Source organism: Micromonospora sp. NPDC049047, assembly GCF_040649135.1.
Lineage (GTDB): Bacteria > Actinomycetota > Actinomycetes > Mycobacteriales > Micromonosporaceae > Micromonospora.
Map to the genome: position 1 here is coordinate 57,322 of NZ_JBEZEY010000014.1, position 16,158 is coordinate 73,479.

Annotated in this window: 18 protein-coding genes; 9 read left to right on the forward strand and 9 right to left on the reverse strand. The window is 71.9% G+C overall.

Translation table 11 applies throughout. The annotated features are described in order from the left end of the window. Nucleotides 1-118 precede the first annotated feature (118 nt). The 8 genes from AB0B86_RS21735 to AB0B86_RS21770 all read left to right on the forward strand — a co-directional run bounded on the left by AB0B86_RS21735 (nt 119) and on the right by AB0B86_RS21770 (nt 7,654). On the forward strand, nt 119-1,315 hold the full coding sequence (locus AB0B86_RS21735; RefSeq protein WP_357419686.1) for a methyltransferase domain-containing protein: 1,197 nt from the start codon (nt 119-121) through the stop codon (nt 1,313-1,315). 10 nt (nt 1,316-1,325) lie between these two features. Next, a complete protein-coding gene (ybaK, locus tag AB0B86_RS21740) occupies nt 1,326-1,805 on the forward strand; it encodes a Cys-tRNA(Pro) deacylase (protein WP_357402934.1) in 480 nt (159 codons plus the stop codon). Nucleotides 1,806-1,985: 180 nt separating this feature from the next. Continuing rightward, on the forward strand, nt 1,986-3,071 hold the full coding sequence (locus tag AB0B86_RS21745; RefSeq protein ID WP_357402932.1) for a substrate-binding domain-containing protein: 1,086 nt from the start codon (nt 1,986-1,988) through the stop codon (nt 3,069-3,071). A gap of 115 nt (nt 3,072-3,186) precedes the next feature. Further along, nucleotides 3,187-4,005 carry an ATP-binding cassette domain-containing protein gene (locus AB0B86_RS21750; protein ID WP_357402930.1) on the forward strand — a complete coding sequence of 273 codons (819 nt, stop codon included), beginning with the start codon at nt 3,187-3,189 and terminating at the stop codon, nt 4,003-4,005. Then, on the forward strand, nt 4,002-5,264 hold the full coding sequence (locus AB0B86_RS21755; protein WP_357402928.1) for an ABC transporter permease: 1,263 nt from the start codon (nt 4,002-4,004) through the stop codon (nt 5,262-5,264). Before AB0B86_RS21750 ends, AB0B86_RS21755 begins: the two co-directional genes overlap by 4 nt. A 22-nt stretch (nt 5,265-5,286) precedes the next feature. After that, nucleotides 5,287-6,468: an ROK family protein gene (locus tag AB0B86_RS21760; protein ID WP_357402926.1), complete on the forward strand. Its 1,182-nt coding sequence runs from the start codon at nt 5,287-5,289 to the stop codon at nt 6,466-6,468. A gap of 20 nt (nt 6,469-6,488) precedes the next feature. Beyond that, entirely contained in the window at nt 6,489-6,788 is a 300-nt protein-coding gene (locus AB0B86_RS21765; protein ID WP_357402924.1) for a DUF1707 domain-containing protein, read from the forward strand. A 125-nt stretch (nt 6,789-6,913) separates the two neighbouring features. Next, the gene (locus AB0B86_RS21770; RefSeq protein WP_357402922.1) at nt 6,914-7,654 is read left to right on the forward strand and encodes a DUF4142 domain-containing protein; all 741 of its coding nucleotides are present in this window, start codon (nt 6,914-6,916) and stop codon (nt 7,652-7,654) included. A gap of 22 nt (nt 7,655-7,676) precedes the next feature. On the opposite strand, the gene AB0B86_RS21775 is transcribed toward AB0B86_RS21770, so the two are convergent. From AB0B86_RS21775 to tsaB, 4 genes are read right to left on the reverse strand one after another with little or no spacing between them, the layout of a single operon-like run. Beyond that, nucleotides 7,677-7,931: a hypothetical protein gene (locus AB0B86_RS21775; RefSeq protein ID WP_039906914.1), complete on the reverse strand. Its 255-nt coding sequence runs from the start codon at nt 7,929-7,931 to the stop codon at nt 7,677-7,679. Nucleotides 7,932-7,945: 14 nt separating this feature from the next. Further along, nucleotides 7,946-8,992 carry a tRNA (adenosine(37)-N6)-threonylcarbamoyltransferase complex transferase subunit TsaD gene (gene tsaD, locus AB0B86_RS21780; protein ID WP_357419691.1) on the reverse strand — a complete coding sequence of 349 codons (1,047 nt, stop codon included), beginning with the start codon at nt 8,990-8,992 and terminating at the stop codon, nt 7,946-7,948. Beyond that, nucleotides 8,985-9,467 carry a ribosomal protein S18-alanine N-acetyltransferase gene (gene rimI / locus AB0B86_RS21785; protein WP_357419694.1) on the reverse strand — a complete coding sequence of 161 codons (483 nt, stop codon included), beginning with the start codon at nt 9,465-9,467 and terminating at the stop codon, nt 8,985-8,987. Before rimI ends, tsaD begins: the two co-directional genes overlap by 8 nt. Further along, entirely contained in the window at nt 9,464-10,141 is a 678-nt protein-coding gene (gene tsaB, locus AB0B86_RS21790) for a tRNA (adenosine(37)-N6)-threonylcarbamoyltransferase complex dimerization subunit type 1 TsaB (RefSeq protein WP_357402916.1), read from the reverse strand. The genes rimI and tsaB overlap by 4 nt, the downstream gene beginning before the upstream one ends. Nucleotides 10,142-10,410: 269 nt before the next feature. Between tsaB and AB0B86_RS21795 the strand changes: the two genes are divergently transcribed. After that, nucleotides 10,411-11,115 (forward strand): helix-turn-helix transcriptional regulator, encoded by a 705-nt coding sequence (locus AB0B86_RS21795; RefSeq protein WP_357402914.1) that lies wholly within the window; start codon nt 10,411-10,413, stop codon nt 11,113-11,115. A 2-nt stretch (nt 11,116-11,117) separates the two neighbouring features. Here the strand turns inward: AB0B86_RS21795 and AB0B86_RS21800 are convergent, their stop codons facing one another. The 5 genes from AB0B86_RS21800 to AB0B86_RS21820 all read right to left on the reverse strand — a co-directional run bounded on the left by AB0B86_RS21800 (nt 11,118) and on the right by AB0B86_RS21820 (nt 16,146). Further along, entirely contained in the window at nt 11,118-11,819 is a 702-nt protein-coding gene (locus tag AB0B86_RS21800) for a uracil-DNA glycosylase (protein WP_357402912.1), read from the reverse strand. Between the two features lie 69 nt (nt 11,820-11,888). Next, nucleotides 11,889-12,371 (reverse strand): tRNA (adenosine(37)-N6)-threonylcarbamoyltransferase complex ATPase subunit type 1 TsaE, encoded by a 483-nt coding sequence (gene tsaE, locus AB0B86_RS21805; RefSeq protein WP_357402910.1) that lies wholly within the window; start codon nt 12,369-12,371, stop codon nt 11,889-11,891. After that, the gene (locus AB0B86_RS21810) at nt 12,368-13,471 is read right to left on the reverse strand and encodes an alpha/beta hydrolase (protein ID WP_357402907.1); all 1,104 of its coding nucleotides are present in this window, start codon (nt 13,469-13,471) and stop codon (nt 12,368-12,370) included. The genes tsaE and AB0B86_RS21810 overlap by 4 nt, the downstream gene beginning before the upstream one ends. Then, complete coding sequence (alr, locus tag AB0B86_RS21815; protein ID WP_357402905.1) at nt 13,468-14,586, reverse strand: alanine racemase; 1,119 nt, start codon at nt 14,584-14,586, stop codon at nt 13,468-13,470. Before alr ends, AB0B86_RS21810 begins: the two co-directional genes overlap by 4 nt. Nucleotides 14,587-14,676: 90 nt before the next feature. Further along, entirely contained in the window at nt 14,677-16,146 is a 1,470-nt protein-coding gene (locus AB0B86_RS21820; protein WP_357419701.1) for an NAD(P)H-hydrate dehydratase, read from the reverse strand. Between the last annotated feature and the right edge of the window lie 12 nt (nt 16,147-16,158).

Sequence of the window (16,158 nt, forward strand, 5' to 3'; positions counted from 1 at the left end):
TCCCCGCCGACACCCGCCCCGGTGCCCGCAGGCGTTCACCGCGGCAGAGCCGGCCGCCCGGAGCCGGCCGACTGGCACCACCGTCCCGGCGGCCGAGCCGGGCCGGGACAATGGCCGGGTGGATCTCGATCAGCTGGCGGCGCTGCGTACCCCCGAGGGGTCGGCGGCGCTCACCGCGGCGGCCGAGCTGGCCGGCGGTGATCCGCTGACCGCGGCGTCGGCGCTGCGCGCGGCCGGGGTGCCGCCGACGCTGGCCGCGGCGGCGCTCACCCAGGCCGAGCTGCGGCACCGGGCGGTCGGCAAGTTCGGTCCGGCCGCCGCTGCCATGTTCCTCACCCGCCCCGGGCTGGAGCAGGCCACCCGCCGGGTGGTCGCCGACCATCGGGCCGCCCGGCTGCACGCGGCAGGTGTGCGCACCCTTGGCGATCTGGGCTGCGGCCTCGGCGCGGACGCGCTGGCCGCCGCCCGCGCCGGCATCCGGGTGTACGGGGTGGAAGCCGACCCGGTGACCGCCGCGATGGCCGCCGCCAACGCGGAGGCGGCCGGACTGGCCGAGCTGTTCACCGTCGAGTGCGGGGATGCCACAGCGTTCGACGTCTCCCGGGTCGACGGGGTGTTCTGCGACCCGGCCCGCCGCGCCAGCGGCACCGGGCGACGGATCTTCGACCCGCGCGCCTACTCGCCACCGTGGGACTTCGTGACAGGGCTGGCGGAGCGGGTGCCGCGCACCGTGGTGAAGGTGGCGCCGGGCCTGGACCACGCGCTCATTCCCGCTGGCGCGGAGGCGGAGTGGGTAGGCGTTGACGGCGACCTGGTGGAGGCCGCGCTCTGGTGCGGCGAGCTGGCGGAGGTGCCGCGCCGCGCGACGCTCTACCGCCAGCAGGGCGTCGAGACCCGTCGCCACCAGCTCACCGGCTCGGGTGCCGACGAGGCACCGGTCGGGCCGCCCCGGCGTTACCTGTACGACCCGGACCCGGCGGTGGTCCGCGCGCACCTCGTCGCCGAACTGGCCGGCGACCTGGACGCCACCCTCGGCGATCCGAGCATCGCCTACCTCTATGCGGACCTGCCGACCCGCACCCCGTACGCGCGCTGCCTGGAGATCACCGACGTGCTGCCGTTCTCGCTCAAGCGCCTGCGGGCGCTGCTGCGGGACCGCCGGGTGGGCCGGGTGGAGATCCTGAAGCGGGGTTCCGCGCTGACGCCGGAGCAGCTTCGGCGGGACCTGCGGCTGGCCGGCGACGAGGCGGCGAGCCTGGTGCTCACCCGGGTCGCCGGCGCACCGACAGTGCTGATCGGTCGGCCGGTCGACTAGCGTCGGCGGGGTGGCAGGACAGGGCACTCCGGCAACGGCACTGTTGGTCAAGCGCGGCGTGGCGCACCGCACCCACCCCTACCGGGTGGACCCGGACGCCCCGAACTACGGCGCGCTGGTGGCGGTGGCGCTGGGCGTGCCACCGGAGCGCGTGTTCAAGTCGTTGGTGACCGCTGTCGACGGCGCGTTGACAGTGGCTGTCGTGCCGGTCACCGGCGAACTGGATCTGAAGGCGCTCGCGACGGCGGTCGGCGGCAAGCGGGCGGCGCTTGCCGACCGGGCCGTGGCCGAACGGGCCACCGGCTACGTACGCGGTGGGATCAGCCCGCTCGGGCAGCGCAAGCGACTGCCCACCGTGCTGGACGAGTCCGCGCTGGAATTCCCGACGATCTACGTCTCGGCTGGTCGGCGCGGTCTGCAACTGGAACTGGCAGCGGCGGATCTGATGGCGCTCACCGACGCCCGCACCGCCCCGTTGCAGACCCGCTGACGACTCTCGTTACGTCGATCCCACCGTGGGATACCCAGGGAGTAACAGTCGCGTTGCTGAATTGTTATCGCTCCCAACAAACTTGGCACCTGCGCGGTCTTGTGGAGGCGGTGTGACCCGAAATACGTTGCCGGACACAACAAAAACAACACCTCCCCCACCCCCGAAAGGACCCTGCACATGCGTAAGGGGATCCTCACCATCGCCGCCGTGGGCCTGCTCACGACCGGCGGCTTGACCGCCTGTGGCGACGACTCCGGCGACAAGGCCGCCTCCGCCAAGACTCCCAAGATCGGCGTGATCCTCCCGGACAGCAAGTCCTCGGCCCGGTGGGAGACCGCGGACCGTCGGTTCCTGGAAGAGGCGTTCAAGGCCGCCGGCGTCCAGTACGACATTCAGAACGCCCAGAACGACAAGACCGCCTTCCAGACCATCGCCGACCAGATGATCACCGGTGGCGTCACCGCCCTGATGATCGTCAACCTGGACTCCGGCACCGGTAAGGCCGTTCTCGACAAGGCCAAGTCGCAGGGCGTCGCCACCATCGACTACGACCGACTCACCCTCGGCGGCTCCGCCCAGTACTACGTCAGCTTCGACAACGAGAACGTCGGCAAGCTCCAGGGCGAGGGCCTGACGAAGTGCCTGACCGAGAAGGGCGTCAAGAACCCGGTCGTGGCGTACCTCAACGGCTCCCCCACCGACAACAACGCCACCCTGTTCAAGGCCGGCTACGACTCGGTACTCAAGCCGAAGTTCGACAGCAAGGAATACGTCAAGGGCCCCGAGGACGCCGTGCCGGCGTGGGACAACGCCCAGGCCGCGACGATCTTCGAGCAGCAGCTCACCAAGGCCAACGGCAAGATCGACGGCGTGCTGGCCGCCAACGACGGTCTCGGCAACGCGGCCATCTCGATCCTGAAGAAGAACAAGCTCAACGGCAAGGTGCCGGTGACCGGGCAGGACGCCAGCACCGAGGGCCTGCAGAACATCCTCGCCGGTGACCAGTGCATGACCGTCTACAAGGCCGTCCGGGAAGAGGCCAAGGCCGCCTCCGACCTGGCCATCGCGCTCGCCAAGGGCGAGAAGAAGGACACCGGCCAGTCGGTGAAGGACGGTGACCGGGACGTCCCCTCGGTGCTGCTCACCCCGAAGGCCATCTACAAGGACACCGTCAAGGACGTCATCGCCGACGGCTACGTGACCAAGGAGACGGTCTGCACCGCGGCGTACGCCAAGTTCTGCGGCGAAGCCGGCATCAGCTGACCCACGCCGCAGTACCCGCCGCGACGACAACCGCCGCCCGGCACGGGAGCACCTCTCCCGTGCCGGGCGGCGCCCGCCGGACGGGCCCCGACACTCCCTTAAGAAGGAGACCCCCGTGTCCGCGACCCCCCTGCTGGAACTCCGCGGGATCGACAAGAGCTTCGGTCCCGTCCAGGTGCTCCGCGACGTCGCCCTGACCGTCCACCCGGGCGAAGTGACAGCGCTTGTCGGCGACAACGGCGCCGGCAAGTCGACCCTGGTGAAGTGCATCAGCGGCATCCACCCCACCGACTCCGGCGAGTTCCTGTTCAACGGTGAACCGGTGCACATCGGCAGCCCCCGCGACGCGGCCGCGCTCGGCATCGAGGTCGTCTACCAGGACCTCGCGCTCTGCGACAACCTGGACATCGTGCAGAACATGTTCCTCGGCCGGGAGAGGCGCAGCGGCATCGTCCTCGACGAGCCGACAATGGAACAGCTCGCCGCCGAAACCCTTGCCGGCCTCTCCATCCGCACCGTCACCTCGCTGCGCCAGCACGTGTCGAGCCTCTCCGGGGGTCAACGCCAGACCGTGGCCATCGCCAAGGCGGTGCTCTGGAACAGCAAGCTGGTCATCCTCGACGAGCCGACCGCCGCGCTCGGCGTGGCACAGACCGCCCAGGTGCTCGAACTGGTCCGCCGCCTCGCCGACAACGGCCTGGCCGTGGTGCTCATCTCGCACAACATGAACGACGTCTTCGCCGTCTCCGACCGGATCGCCGCGCTGTACCTCGGCCAGATGGTCGCCCAGGTGAAGACCACAGACATCACCCACGCCCAGGTGGTCGAGCTGATCACCGCCGGGCGCTCGGGCGGGCTCGGCCTCGCCACCGACCCGGGCAGCAACGGCGACGGCCCGCAGCCGGCCGACTCGATCTCAGGAGGCGTCCGATGACCACCACCGCCGTGCGGAAGGACGGCCCCGCGGCCGTCACACCGCCGCCGACCGTCGGGGGCCACGTCCGCAACTACTTCAGCCGGGTACGCGGCGGCGACGTCGGCGCGCTGCCGGCCGTGCTCGGCCTGATCGTGCTCTGCACCGTCTTCGGGATCATGCGGCCGTCGTCGTTCCTGTCGGCCGGCAACTTCGCAAACCTCTTCACCCAGGGCGCGGCGGTCACGCTGATCGCGATGGGCCTGGTCTTCGTGCTGTTGCTCGGCGAGATCGACCTCTCCGCCGGCTTCGCCAGCGGCGTCTGCGCGGCGGTGCTGGCCAATGTGGTCACAGTGCTCGGCTACCCCTGGTGGGTCGCCGTGCTCGCCGCGGTCGCCACCGGTGTGGTCATCGGCACCACGCTCGGCATGCTCGTCGCGAAGATCGGCATTCCGTCCTTCGTGGTCACCCTCGCCGGCTTCCTCGCCTTCCAGGGCGTCGTTCTGCTGCTGGTCAAGGAGGGCACCAACATCTCCGTGCGCGACGAGGTGCTTGTCGCCATCGCCAACCGCAACCTCACCCCCACGCTGGGCTGGGCGCTGACCGCCCTCGCGGTCGTCGGCTACGGGGCGGTGCAACTGCTGCGTCACCGCACCCGGGTGGCCCGCGGTCTGATCACCGACCCGATCGCGGTGGTGGCACTGCGGATCGGCGGGCTCGCCGTCATCCTCGTCACCGCGGTGTACGTGCTCAACCTGGAGCGCAGCCGCAACGTCCTGATCAGCTCACTCAAGGGTGTGCCGATCGTGGTGCCGATCATCGCGGTGCTTCTGGTGGTCTGGACCTTCGTCCTCCAACGCACCAGCTACGGCCGGCACATCTACGCCGTGGGCGGCAACCGGGAAGCCGCTCGCCGGGCCGGCATCGGCGTCGACCGGATCCGGATCTCGGTCTTCGTGATCTGCTCGTCCATGGCCGCCATCGGTGGCATCGTGGCCGCCAGCCGGGCCAACTCGGTCGACCCGAACACCGGGGGCAGTAACGTACTGCTCTACGCGGTCGGCGCGGCCGTGATCGGAGGCACCAGCCTCTTCGGCGGCAAGGGCCGCGTCCTCGACGCCGTACTCGGCGGCGCGGTGGTCGCGGTAATCGAGAACGGAATGGGCCTGATGGGTTACACCGCGGGAGTCAAGTACGTGGTCACCGGCGTCGTGCTGCTCCTCGCCGCCAGCGTCGACGCGCTCTCCCGCCGCCGCGCGGCAGCAACCGGCACCCGCTAACCGCGCGGGAGGTAACACCACGATGCGCCCAGGACCGAGTCAGGATGACGTCCGACGGCAGAACCTCGGGGCCCTGCTACGGCACGTGCACGTCCACGGGGCGACGACGCGCGCCGAACTGACCACCACACTGGGCCTCAACCGCAGCACCATCGGCGCGCTCACCACCGACCTGTCCGCAGTGGGGCTGGTCAGCGAGGGAGCGCCAAAGGAAACCGGCCGGGCCGGCCGACCGTCACTTGTCGTCCGGCCCGAGTCGGCCCGGGTGTACGCGTACGCGTACTCCGTCGAGGTGGACCGGTTGCGCGCGGCCCGGATCGGACTGGGTGGCGCGGTCCTGGACCGCCGGGAGCTGGACCGACCGCGCGGCCTGCTGGCCGCGGAGGCCGCGCCGCTGCTGGCCGGCGCGCTCAAGGAGATGCAGCAGACCGTGCCGCCCGGCGCGATCTGCGTCGGTGCCGGCGTCGCGGTCTGCGGCATGGTCCGCCGGGATGACGGCCTGGTCCGGCTCGGGCCGACCACCGGCTGGGTGGACGAGCCGATCGGCGCGGCGCTCGCCGCCGAACTGGGCGTCGAGGTGCCGGTCACGGTGGGCAACGTGGCGGACGTCGCGGCGTTCGCCGAACACGCCCGGGGGGTCGCGGCCGGCTGCGACAACGTCCTCTACCTCTACGGCGACGTCGGCGTGGGTGCCGGCATCATCGCTGGTGGCCGCCGGCTGACCGGCCACGGCGGGTACGGCGGCGAGGTCGGCCACATGAAGGTGGTGCTCGACGGCAGGCCCTGTGAGTGCGGCTCCCGGGGCTGCTGGGAGACCGAGATCGGTGAGCACGGTCTGCTCCGTGCCGCCGGACGCTCCGACGCCCGAGGCCCCGACGCGCTGCTCGCCGTCTTCGAAGCCGCCGACCGTGGTGACGCCCGCGCCCAGACCGCGGTCCGCCAGGCCGGTGACTGGCTCGGCTTCGGGCTGGCCAACCTGGTGAACGTCTTCAACCCGGAAATGGTCATCTTCGGGGGTACCATGCGCGACCTCTACCTCGCCTCGGCCGCCCAGGTCCGCAGCCGACTCAACGCGAACGCGCTCGCCGCCTGCCTGGAGCACGTCCGGCTGCGCACGCCGCAGCTGGGCGAGGACGCCCCCCTGATCGGGGCCGCCGAGTTGGCCTTCGAACGACTCCTCGCCGACCCCCTCGACGTGGGCTGATCCCGCGTACGCTGTCCAGCGTGGATGTCGAGCTGCGCGCTTCCGACGACGACCGCAACCGGGTGGTCGCCGAGCTGCACAAGCACACAGCGGCGGGCCGGCTGACCCTCGACGAGTTCTCCGAGCGGGCCGGTGCGGTGTGGACGGCGCGCACACTCGGTGACCTGGCCGCCCTGACCCGCGATCTGCCGGTCCTGCCCGGCCCGCACGCCGACAGCGACCAGCCCGGCGGGCACGGGCGTCGGGAGCTGCTGATCCTCTTCGCCGCTGCCGCGCTGACTCTGCTGCTGCTCGGCGGCTTCCTCAACGTCACCCGCTGATCCGCGGCGCGTCGCGATGAACTGATCGCGTGATCAGTCCGTACCAGTGGTCGGACGGGCAGTCGGCAGAAGGTGGCTGCCCGGTTCAGACGCGTTTCGGTCCGGACCGAGGAGGCCCCACAGACATGGCACCGCTCAGCTCCGCCCGTCGCCGACTGGGCAACCGGACCCACCGAGCGGCGTTGCTGCTCATCGCCATCGTCGCGGCGGTCGGTGTCCTGCCCGGCGTGGCCATCGCCGCGCCGGCCGGCGGTCAGCAGCTCAACGCCGCCGACATGACACTGCTCAACGGGGTCCGGTTGGCCGGGCTGTGGGAGATGCCGGCCGGCCAGATGGCCGCCGAGAAGGGCCAGTCGGCAAAGGTACGGGAGATCGGCGCCGGCATCGCCAGCGAGCACCAACGGCTCGACCAGCTCACAGTGGACGCGGCGAACAAGTTGGGCGCGACCATCCCCAGCGAGCCGACGGCCGAGCAGAAGGGCTGGCTGGCCGAGATGCAGAAGGCCTCCGGCGCCCGGTTCGACCAGATCTTCGTCACCCGGCTCCGGGTCGCCCACGGCAAGATCTTCCCGGTGATCGGCGCGGTGCGGGCCAGCACCCGGGACGCCACGGTCCGCAAGCTCTGCGAGGACGCCAACGGCTTCGTCATGCACCACATGCAGATGCTGGAGAGCACCGGGCTGGTCCGCTGGCCGGAGCTGCCGCCGGCCGCGCTGCCCGCGCCCGGTGAAGACGGGCTGCTGGCAGCCGCCGCCGCCAACGCCGGCCCCCAGGTCGGCGTCAGCAGCACAGTGGTCTGGTTGGTCTTCCTCGCCGCGCTGGGCACCGGCGGAATCGCCACGTACCGGATGCTGCGCCGCAGCTGACATCGCCAGTTGGTGGCTCGCCTCAGCGGTCGACCTGGGTGAAGTCCCAGGAGTGCGGAGCGCGGGCCACCAGCAGGGCGGGCGGATCGGGCAACGGGCGCGGGCTGCTGCGCCACTTGGAGATGACCACCACCCGGTGATCGGTGGAGGAGAAGACCTCGCTGGAGACGTGCAGCGGGTCGTGCTCCAACTCCGGCAGGGCGGTGTCACACACCCAGGTGATCAGATCGGCGACCCCGTACGCCTCGGCCCGTGCCTCCCACATCCGTACGATCATGTCCGGTGCTCCCGTCACACGCTGACCGTGGTCAACGGCAGTGCCGAGTCAGCCGGAAGATCCAGTTGGCTGGGCGCGACCCCGGCGGCGACCAGGTGCGACCCGAGCGCCGCCACCATCGCCCCGTTGTCGGTACACAGCTTCGGCCGGGGCACCCGGACCCGGATGCCGTACTTCTCGGCCCGCTGCTCGGCCATCGCCCGCAGTCGCGAATTCGCCGCCACTCCCCCGCCGATCACCAGGGTCTCGATGCCCTGCGCACGGCAGGCGGCGAGCGCCTTGCTTGTCAGCACGTCGCAGACCGCCTCCTGGAAGGACGCGGACACGTCGGCCACCGGCACCGGCTCACCGGCCCGCTCACGCGCCTCGACCCACCGGGCCACCGCGGTCTTCAGCCCGGAGAACGAGAAGTCGTACCGGTGGGCGGCGAGATCCTTCGCCGCGGTCAGACCGCGCGGGAAGGTGATCGCGGCCGCGTCACCGGCCCGAGCCTCCCGGTCGATCGGTGGACCGCCCGGAAACGGCAACCCCAGCAACCGGGCGACCTTGTCGAACGCCTCGCCGGCCGCGTCGTCGATGGTGGCGCCCAGCGGGGTGACACCCCGGGCCAGGTCGTCGACGAGCAGCAGGGACGAGTGCCCACCGGACACCAACAGCGCGATTGCGGGTTCGGGAAGCGGCCCGTGCTCAAGGGTGTCCACCGCGACGTGGGCGGCGAGATGGTTCACGCCGTACACGGGCTTCTCGGCGGCGAGCGCGTACCCCTTCGCGGCGGCGACACCGACCAGGAGAGCACCGGCCAGCCCCGGCCCGGAAGTGACAGCTATCGCGTCGATGTCGGCAAGGGTGACACCGGCCTCGGTCAGGGCCCGGTCCATGGTCGGCACGATGGCCTCCAGGTGGGCCCGACTGGCCACCTCCGGCACCACACCCCCGAACCGGGCGTGCTCCTCGACGCTCGAGGCGAGCGCGTCGGCAAGCAGGGTGTGCCCGCGCACGATGCCGACACCGGTCTCGTCGCAGGAGGTCTCGATGCCCAGGATCAGCGGTTCGTCAGCCATTGTGGTGTGGTCCGTCCCCGGTCGGCTCGGCGTCGCGCCGCATCACCAGCGCGTCGGTGTTGCTCGGTTGGTAGTAGCCCCGCCGCACCCCGATCGGCTCGAACCCGTAGGTCGCGTAGAGCCGCTGAGCTGCGGCGTTGTCCGCGGCGACCTCGAGCAGGGTGCTGCGGGCGTTACGTCGGGCCGCCTCGGCCAGCAACTCCTCCAGCAGGGCGCGGCCGACACCGCGCCGCTGGACGTCCCGACGCACGGCGATGTTCTGGACCCACACCTCGCCCGGCGGAACACCGGCGAGCCCGGCGTAACCGAGCACCGCACCGTCCGCGTCGACGGCGACCCGGTAGTGGTGCCCGTTGGCCAACTCGTTCCAGAACATGGCCGGCGACCACTGCTCGGCGCCGAATAGGTCAGCCTCGATCGGTAGCACGTCGTCGATGTGCCACCAACGGAACGGTTCGAGCTGTACCGCTGTCATGGCAGGACCGGTTTGCGGCCGGTCGCCGCCACCGCGTCGGGCCGCCGCAGGTAGAGGGGCGTGAGCCGCTCACCGGGGGCACCCGCCCGGATCCGCTCGGCCGCGAGCAGCGCCAGCACTGTGGCGTCCGGGTACCGGGGCTCGACCCGGACGGGCAGGTCCAGGACCTCGGCGTACCGGTGCGCCCCGTCGCCCACCGCGATGGTCGCGCCCAACTCCCGGGCGCGTGCGGCGGCGACCGCCGGCGTGGACACCTCGGGGCCGACGATCCGCTCGCCGGCGCCGTCGTAGACAGCCCAGTAGAGCTCCTTGCGCCGGGCGTCGCTGGCGGCCAACACCGGCTCACCGGACGCCGCCGGGTAGCCGATGCCGTCGAGCGAGCAGACGCCGTACGTGGGGATGCCGAGCACCTGACCCATTGTCGCGGCGGTGACGAGGCCGACCCGTAGCCCTGTGAATGGCCCCGGGCCGAGCCCGGCGACGATCGCGCCCAGGTCGCGCGGGCGGGCCCCGGCGTCGGCCAGGACCGCATCCACCTGGGGCGCGAGTAACTCACCGTGCGCGCGGGCGTCGACCGTGCACCGGTGCGCCCGCGACGCCACACCGTCTGCCAAGACCTCCACCAGCGCCGCGGTGACCGCGGGGGTCGAGCTGTCCACCACGAGTACGAGCACGGTAAGCCAGCCTAGCCGCCCCCGCCGCAGCCCTCGGTCACGCCCCGCCCCGCCACCCCGCAGCGCGCAATGGCCGGCGGCGCGCATTGGCCGGCGGCGCAGGCGGCGCGTGGTCGCAGATGCACTGGTGAGCGTGATTCCGCTGGGGCATCTAGATGCCCCAGCGGAATCACGCTCACCAGGACAAGGCGCTCCCCCCGAGACACCAACTCAGTCAGCAATCCGCCTCAGCGGTGTCGTTACCAATTCGGCTGGTTCACCATGCCAGGATGTCGTTCGCTCGCCTCGTCGCCCTACTCGGCGCCACGGTGCGACACGAGCGGCAACTACGCGAACTGACCCAGCGTCAACTCGCCGAACTCGCCCAGGTCAGCCAGACAACGATTGCCCGGATCGAACGTGGCGACCGTGCACCGAACATCCCGGTGCTCGAACGACTGCTCGCCGCGATGGACGTGCAGCTGGTCGTCGGGGTCGAACCGCTGGACGCGCACCTCGACGCCAGCATCGACGACCTGGCGGCGCGCCCCATCGCCGAGCGGATCGAGAAGCTCGGCCTTGATGACCTGTTGGACCGGCTGCCTGACTTCCCGCAGGTGATCACCGGAAGTACCGCCGCGGCGCTGCAGGGCGCACCCGTGCCGGTCGACGCGCTGGAGATCGCCCTGCGCTGGCAGGACTCCCAGCTGTTCACCCGCTGGCTGGAGAACAACTACGGCCAGCGGTGGAACGCCCACTGGGGTGAGTTCGGCGGAGTGTGGTTGGAACCGGAGGAGCCGGGCGAGCACCGATGGTCAACCACGTACGGTGAGGTCAGGGCCACCATGTGCGATGAGCTGCCCGAGACGATCGAGGTGCGCCACGGTCAACGGAATTACCAGGTGGTGCCGCTCGTCGAGTTGGAGCTGACCGACACCCGGGCCGCCGAGTTGCTGCGCCGCTATCGGGACCGCCAGCCGACCCGCGACAGCTGAGCTCAACCAGCGGTGCGCTCCCAGTCGATGGTGGGCAGGCCGGCGTCGGCGAGCGCCTTGTTTGCCGCGCTGAACGGACGGCTGCCGAGGAAACCACGCGGGTTCATCGGGCTGGGGTGGCCAGCCTCCAGCACCACGTGGTGGGGATTGGTGACCAGGGCTGCCTTCTTGCGGGCGTAACCACCCCAGAGCAGGAAGACCACCCGCTCCGGCGACGCGTCAAGCGCCCTGATCGTCGCGTCGGTGAACTCTTCCCAGCCGGCGTTGGCGTGCGAGCCCGGGGTGGCCTGGCGGACGGTCAACACGGCGTTGAGCAGCAGCACGCCCTGGGCGGCCCAACCGTCGAGGTTGCCGCTGCGCGGCTTGGCCACGCCGACGTCCTCGCCCAACTCCTTGAAGACATTGCGCAACGACGGCGGCACCGGCACGCCGGGACGGACGCTGAAGCTCAACCCGTGTGCCTGCCCGGCCCGGTGGTAAGGGTCCTGCCCGAGGATCAGCACCCGGGTGCCCTGCGGCGGGCAGAGCCGGTAGGCCGAGAACAGATCCTCAAGCGGCGGGAAGACGGTCTGCGTCGCGTATTCCCGGGAGACGAACTCGGCCAACGCGGCGGTGCGGGCCGCGTCCAGGTGTGGGGTGAGCACGGCACGCCACTGCTCCGGCAGCAGAGCCAGCAGGTCAACGGCGGGGGCATCGTCGGGCATCAGGAACCTCTCACAGCACGGGTCGGTCCCCCGCACTCTAGGCATCCGGTACGACAGCGGCCGACCGACCTAACCCAGATCGGCGAGCCGCCGGGCCCAGTCGCCACCGACCGGGTCCAGCTCGACGATCCGGGTGTCGTCGTCGCGGCGGTCGATGCGGACCCGCAGGTGCGCGTCGACCAACTGCTCCACCAGGCCCTCACCCCACTCCACCACAGTCACCGAATCGTCCACCGAGGCGTCGAGGTCCAGGTCGTCGATCTCGGCGCGCGGGTCGGTGGCGTCACCCAGCCGGTACGCGTCGGCGTGCACCAGAGCGACCCGGCCGCCCCGGGCCGGATCCGGGCGATGCACCCGGGCGATCACGAAGGTCGGCGAGGTGATGTCGCCGACCACCCCGAGCCCGGCACCCACGCCCTGCGTGAGCGCGGTCTTACCGGCACCCAGCGGACCGGTGAGCAGCACCAGGTCCCCGGCCCGCAGCAGCCCGGCCAGGCGGCGGCCGAACTCCCGGGTGTCCTCGACGGTCGGCAGCTTGACGACGTGACTCACCGTTCCTCCGGCTTTCCAAGTGATTCGAGGAACCGCGCGAGCGCGGCGTTCACCTCGTCAGCGTGTTCCAACATCACCACGTGACCGCTGTCCTTGATCTTGACGAACTCGGCGTGTGGCAGCCGTCGGACGATCTCCTCGGAGTGCACCACCGGGGTGATCATGTCCTTGTCACCGACCACCACCAGCACCGGCGTCGCGGCCAACGCCGCGAGAGCCGGGAAACGCGAGTGGGTGGCCAGGGTCCGCAGGTAGCGGGTCACCGTGTCGGCCGACGTCCGGGAATTCATCGTCTCCACGTAGGACACCAGCGTCGGGCTGGGCTTGCGGGTGCCGAAGCCGTACCTGCGGGTCAACAGCCAGGCCACGTTCGACGTCGACTTGCGGGCCTTGTCGATCACCGGCCCGCCGTACCGGGTGGCGTTGCTGACCATGTACAGCACCGGACCACCGACCCGGCCGAGCAGCGCGGGCGCGACCAGCTTGGTTTCCGCGACGAGCCCACCCGACGTGGCCATCAGGACGGTGCCCACCACCCGGTCACCGAACAGCTCCGGAAACAACTCGGCGAACGCCATGATGGTCATGCCGCCCATCGAGTGGCCGACAAGCACCAGTGGCCCGTCCGGGGCGGTTCGGTCGATCACCTGGCGCAGCGTCCGGCCGAGCACCGTGAGGTCGTACTCCCCACTCTCCAGCCGACCGGACCGACCGTGACCGGGCTGGTCGTACGCGACGATGCGGTAGTCACCGCGGGCGGCGAGCATCTGGCGCTGGAAGTGGAACGTCCCCATGTCCAGGCAGAAACCATGCACCAGCACCACGGTGGGATGCCCCGGCACCGGCCTGGTCGGCTCGACCACCTCAACGTGGATGTCCGTGCCGTCCGGCAACGCCAGGCGGAGCGCCTCGTCGTACCGCTGCTCGCCGAACATCTCGTGCGCGTAGCGGTCGGTCGGGTCGGCCTTGAGCCGGCGGACCAGGGTGCGCTCGGTCGCGACGCCGGCCGCCAGGCCCGCGGCGGCCACCCCCACCGCGGCGCCGACGATCCCCGCGACCCGGCCCACCGCGGTCCGCGGACGCGGAATGCGGTAGCTCATGGCCGCTCGCCGTCATAGACCCGGGGCACCCGGGTGCTGCCGAACCGGGTCACGATCTCGTAGTTGATCGTGCCGACCGCCTCGGCCCAGTCGTCGGCGGTGGGCTCGCCGTCCGCGCCGCTGCCGAAGAGCGTCGCCACGTCGCCGTCCGCCACCGGGTCGTCGCCGCAGTCGAGCACGAACTGGTCCATGCAGACCCGCCCCGAGATCGTCCGCCGTACGCCGCCGAGCTGCACCGGCCCGGTGTTGGAGGCGTGCCGGGGAACCCCGTCGGCGTACCCGAGCGGAACCACAGCCAGGTTCGCCGCGGATTCGGTGGTGTAGGTGTGCCCGTAGGAGACCCCGGTGCCGGCGGGGACCCGCTTGGTGAGCATCACCCGGGCGCGGGCGGTCATCGCCGGGCGCAGCCCGTACGTCTCGCCGGCCACCGGGGAGAGCCCGTAATTGGCCAGACCGGGGCGGACCAGGTCGAAGTGGGTGTCCGGGCGGGTCAGGGTGGCCGCCGAGTTGGCGAGATGCCGCCAGCGCGGTCGCAGCCCGGCCCGCTCGACCATGGCCAGCCCCTCGTGGAAGACGGCCAGCTGACGGTCGATGGTGGGGTGACCGGGCAGGTCCGCGTACACGAAGTGGCTCCACACGCCGACCACCTCGACCAGGCCGTCAGCCTGCGCCTTCGCGGCGGCGTCGAGCAGCGCCGGCCAGTCGGCGACTGTCGCCCCGCCCCGGGACAGCCCGGTGTCGATCTTCAGGTGCAGGCGGACGGGGCGCCCGGCGAGCCGGCTCGCCTCGATCATCTCGGCCAGCTGGGACAGGCTGGCCGCGCTCAGGTCCACCCCGGCGCTGACCCCCTCCTGCAGCGGCAGGCCGGGTGCGAGCAGCCAGGCCAGCACCGGCGCGGTCACGCCGGCCCGACGCAGGGTGAGCGCCTCGTCGAGGGTGCAGACACCGAGCCAGTCCGCGCCGGCGTCGAGCGCGGCGCGAGCGGCCGGAAGCATCCCGTGGCCGTACCCGTCGCCCTTGACCACCGCCATCAGCTCGGCGGTGGTGCCGGAGCGGAGAATGCTCACGTTCTCGCGGATCGCATCAAGATCGACGCGTACCTCGGCCTGCCACATGCGCCCAGCCTACTTTCCGCGGAGATCAGCGCGGGCGGCGACGCACGTCCCGGGCGGTCGATCCGGTCGTTCCGCCCGGGACCGACCTGATCAGGACAGTCGGGCGACGACCGGGCGCAGCGCCGTGACCACGTCGGGCGCGGTCACCGGCCCGCTCCGGGCCGCCTCCCGGCCGGCGAGCCCGTGCAGGTACGCGGCCGCGGCCGCGGCCCGATCGGCGGGCACCCCGGCCGCCAGCAGTGAGCCGAGCAGACCGGCCAGCACGTCGCCGGTGCCCCCGGTGGCAAGTGCCGGGGAGCCGGTCGGGTTGACGTACGCCCGACCGTCCGGCGTGCCGATCACCGTGCGGTCGCCCTTGAGCAGCACCACCGCCTTCATCCAGGCGGCCAGTTGCAGCGCGGCGCCGACCCGGTCGGCGCCGGGCTCCGCACCGCGGAGTCGGGCGAACTCGCGGTCGTGCGGGGTGACCACGATCGGCGCGTCCCGACCGCGTAGTTGGTCGGCGAGTGAACCGTCCACCAGCAGCGTCAACGCGTCGGCGTCGAGCACCACCGGCACCGGGGCGGCCAGCACGGCGCGCAGCTCGGCCGCCGCGTCGGCCCCGGTGCCCAGCCCTGAGCCGCAGACCCAGGCCTGCACCCGACCCGCGTCGGCGACCCGGTCGCTGGCGATCACCGAGGGGTGCTGGTGCAGCACCTCGGCGCGGGCGCTGCCGGCGTAGCGGACCAGACCGGTCGGCCCGGCCAGCGCACCGCCCACGGAGAGCACCGCCGCACCCGGGTAGGTCGCCGAGCCGGTGGCCACCCCCACCACACCCCGGGTGTACTTCTCCGACGCCGGACCCAGCTCCGGCCACCAGTCGACCACGTCGGACCACTCGGTGACCCGCAGCGCCGGGGTGCCCCGCAGCCACGGCTCCAGCCCGATGTCGACAAGCTCCACCTGCCCGGCCAGGGCGGCGGCCGGCCCGACCACCAGGGCGGGCTTGAGCGCGCCGAACGCCACCGTCACGTCGGCGTGGACCGCGTCCGGCCGGCCGGACGCGGTAAGTGGCACGTGCCCGGTGTCCACCGCCACCCCGCTCGGTACGTCCACCGCCAACACGGTGGCCCGGCCACCGTCACGTCCCCGCAGCGCACCGAGCCGCTGCACCACAGCGTCCGCGCCGGCCCGCAGGCCGCCGCCACCACCGATGCCGACGATGCCGTCGAGCACCAGGTCGACCGGGCCGGCGGGCTGGTCCACGAGCCGGCCGCCGGCAGCACGCAGCGCGGTCAACCCCGCCGCGTGTGCCCGCCCGGGAGTGAGCAGCAGTGCGGACACCTGGACACCTCGACGGGCCAGCCGCTCCCCGGCGTACAACGCGTCACCGCCGTTGTCGCCGGAGCCGACAAGCAGCAGCACCCGGCTGCCGTAGACGCCGCCGCGCTCGGCGAGCAGCAGCGCGGCCCGGCGGGCCAGCCCGGCGGCGGCCCGCTGCATGAGCGTCCCCGCCGGCAGCGTGCCCATCAGCCCCGCCTCGGCCGCCCGTACGTCGGCCACCCGCCACACCGCTCTCATGCCACCGTCTCC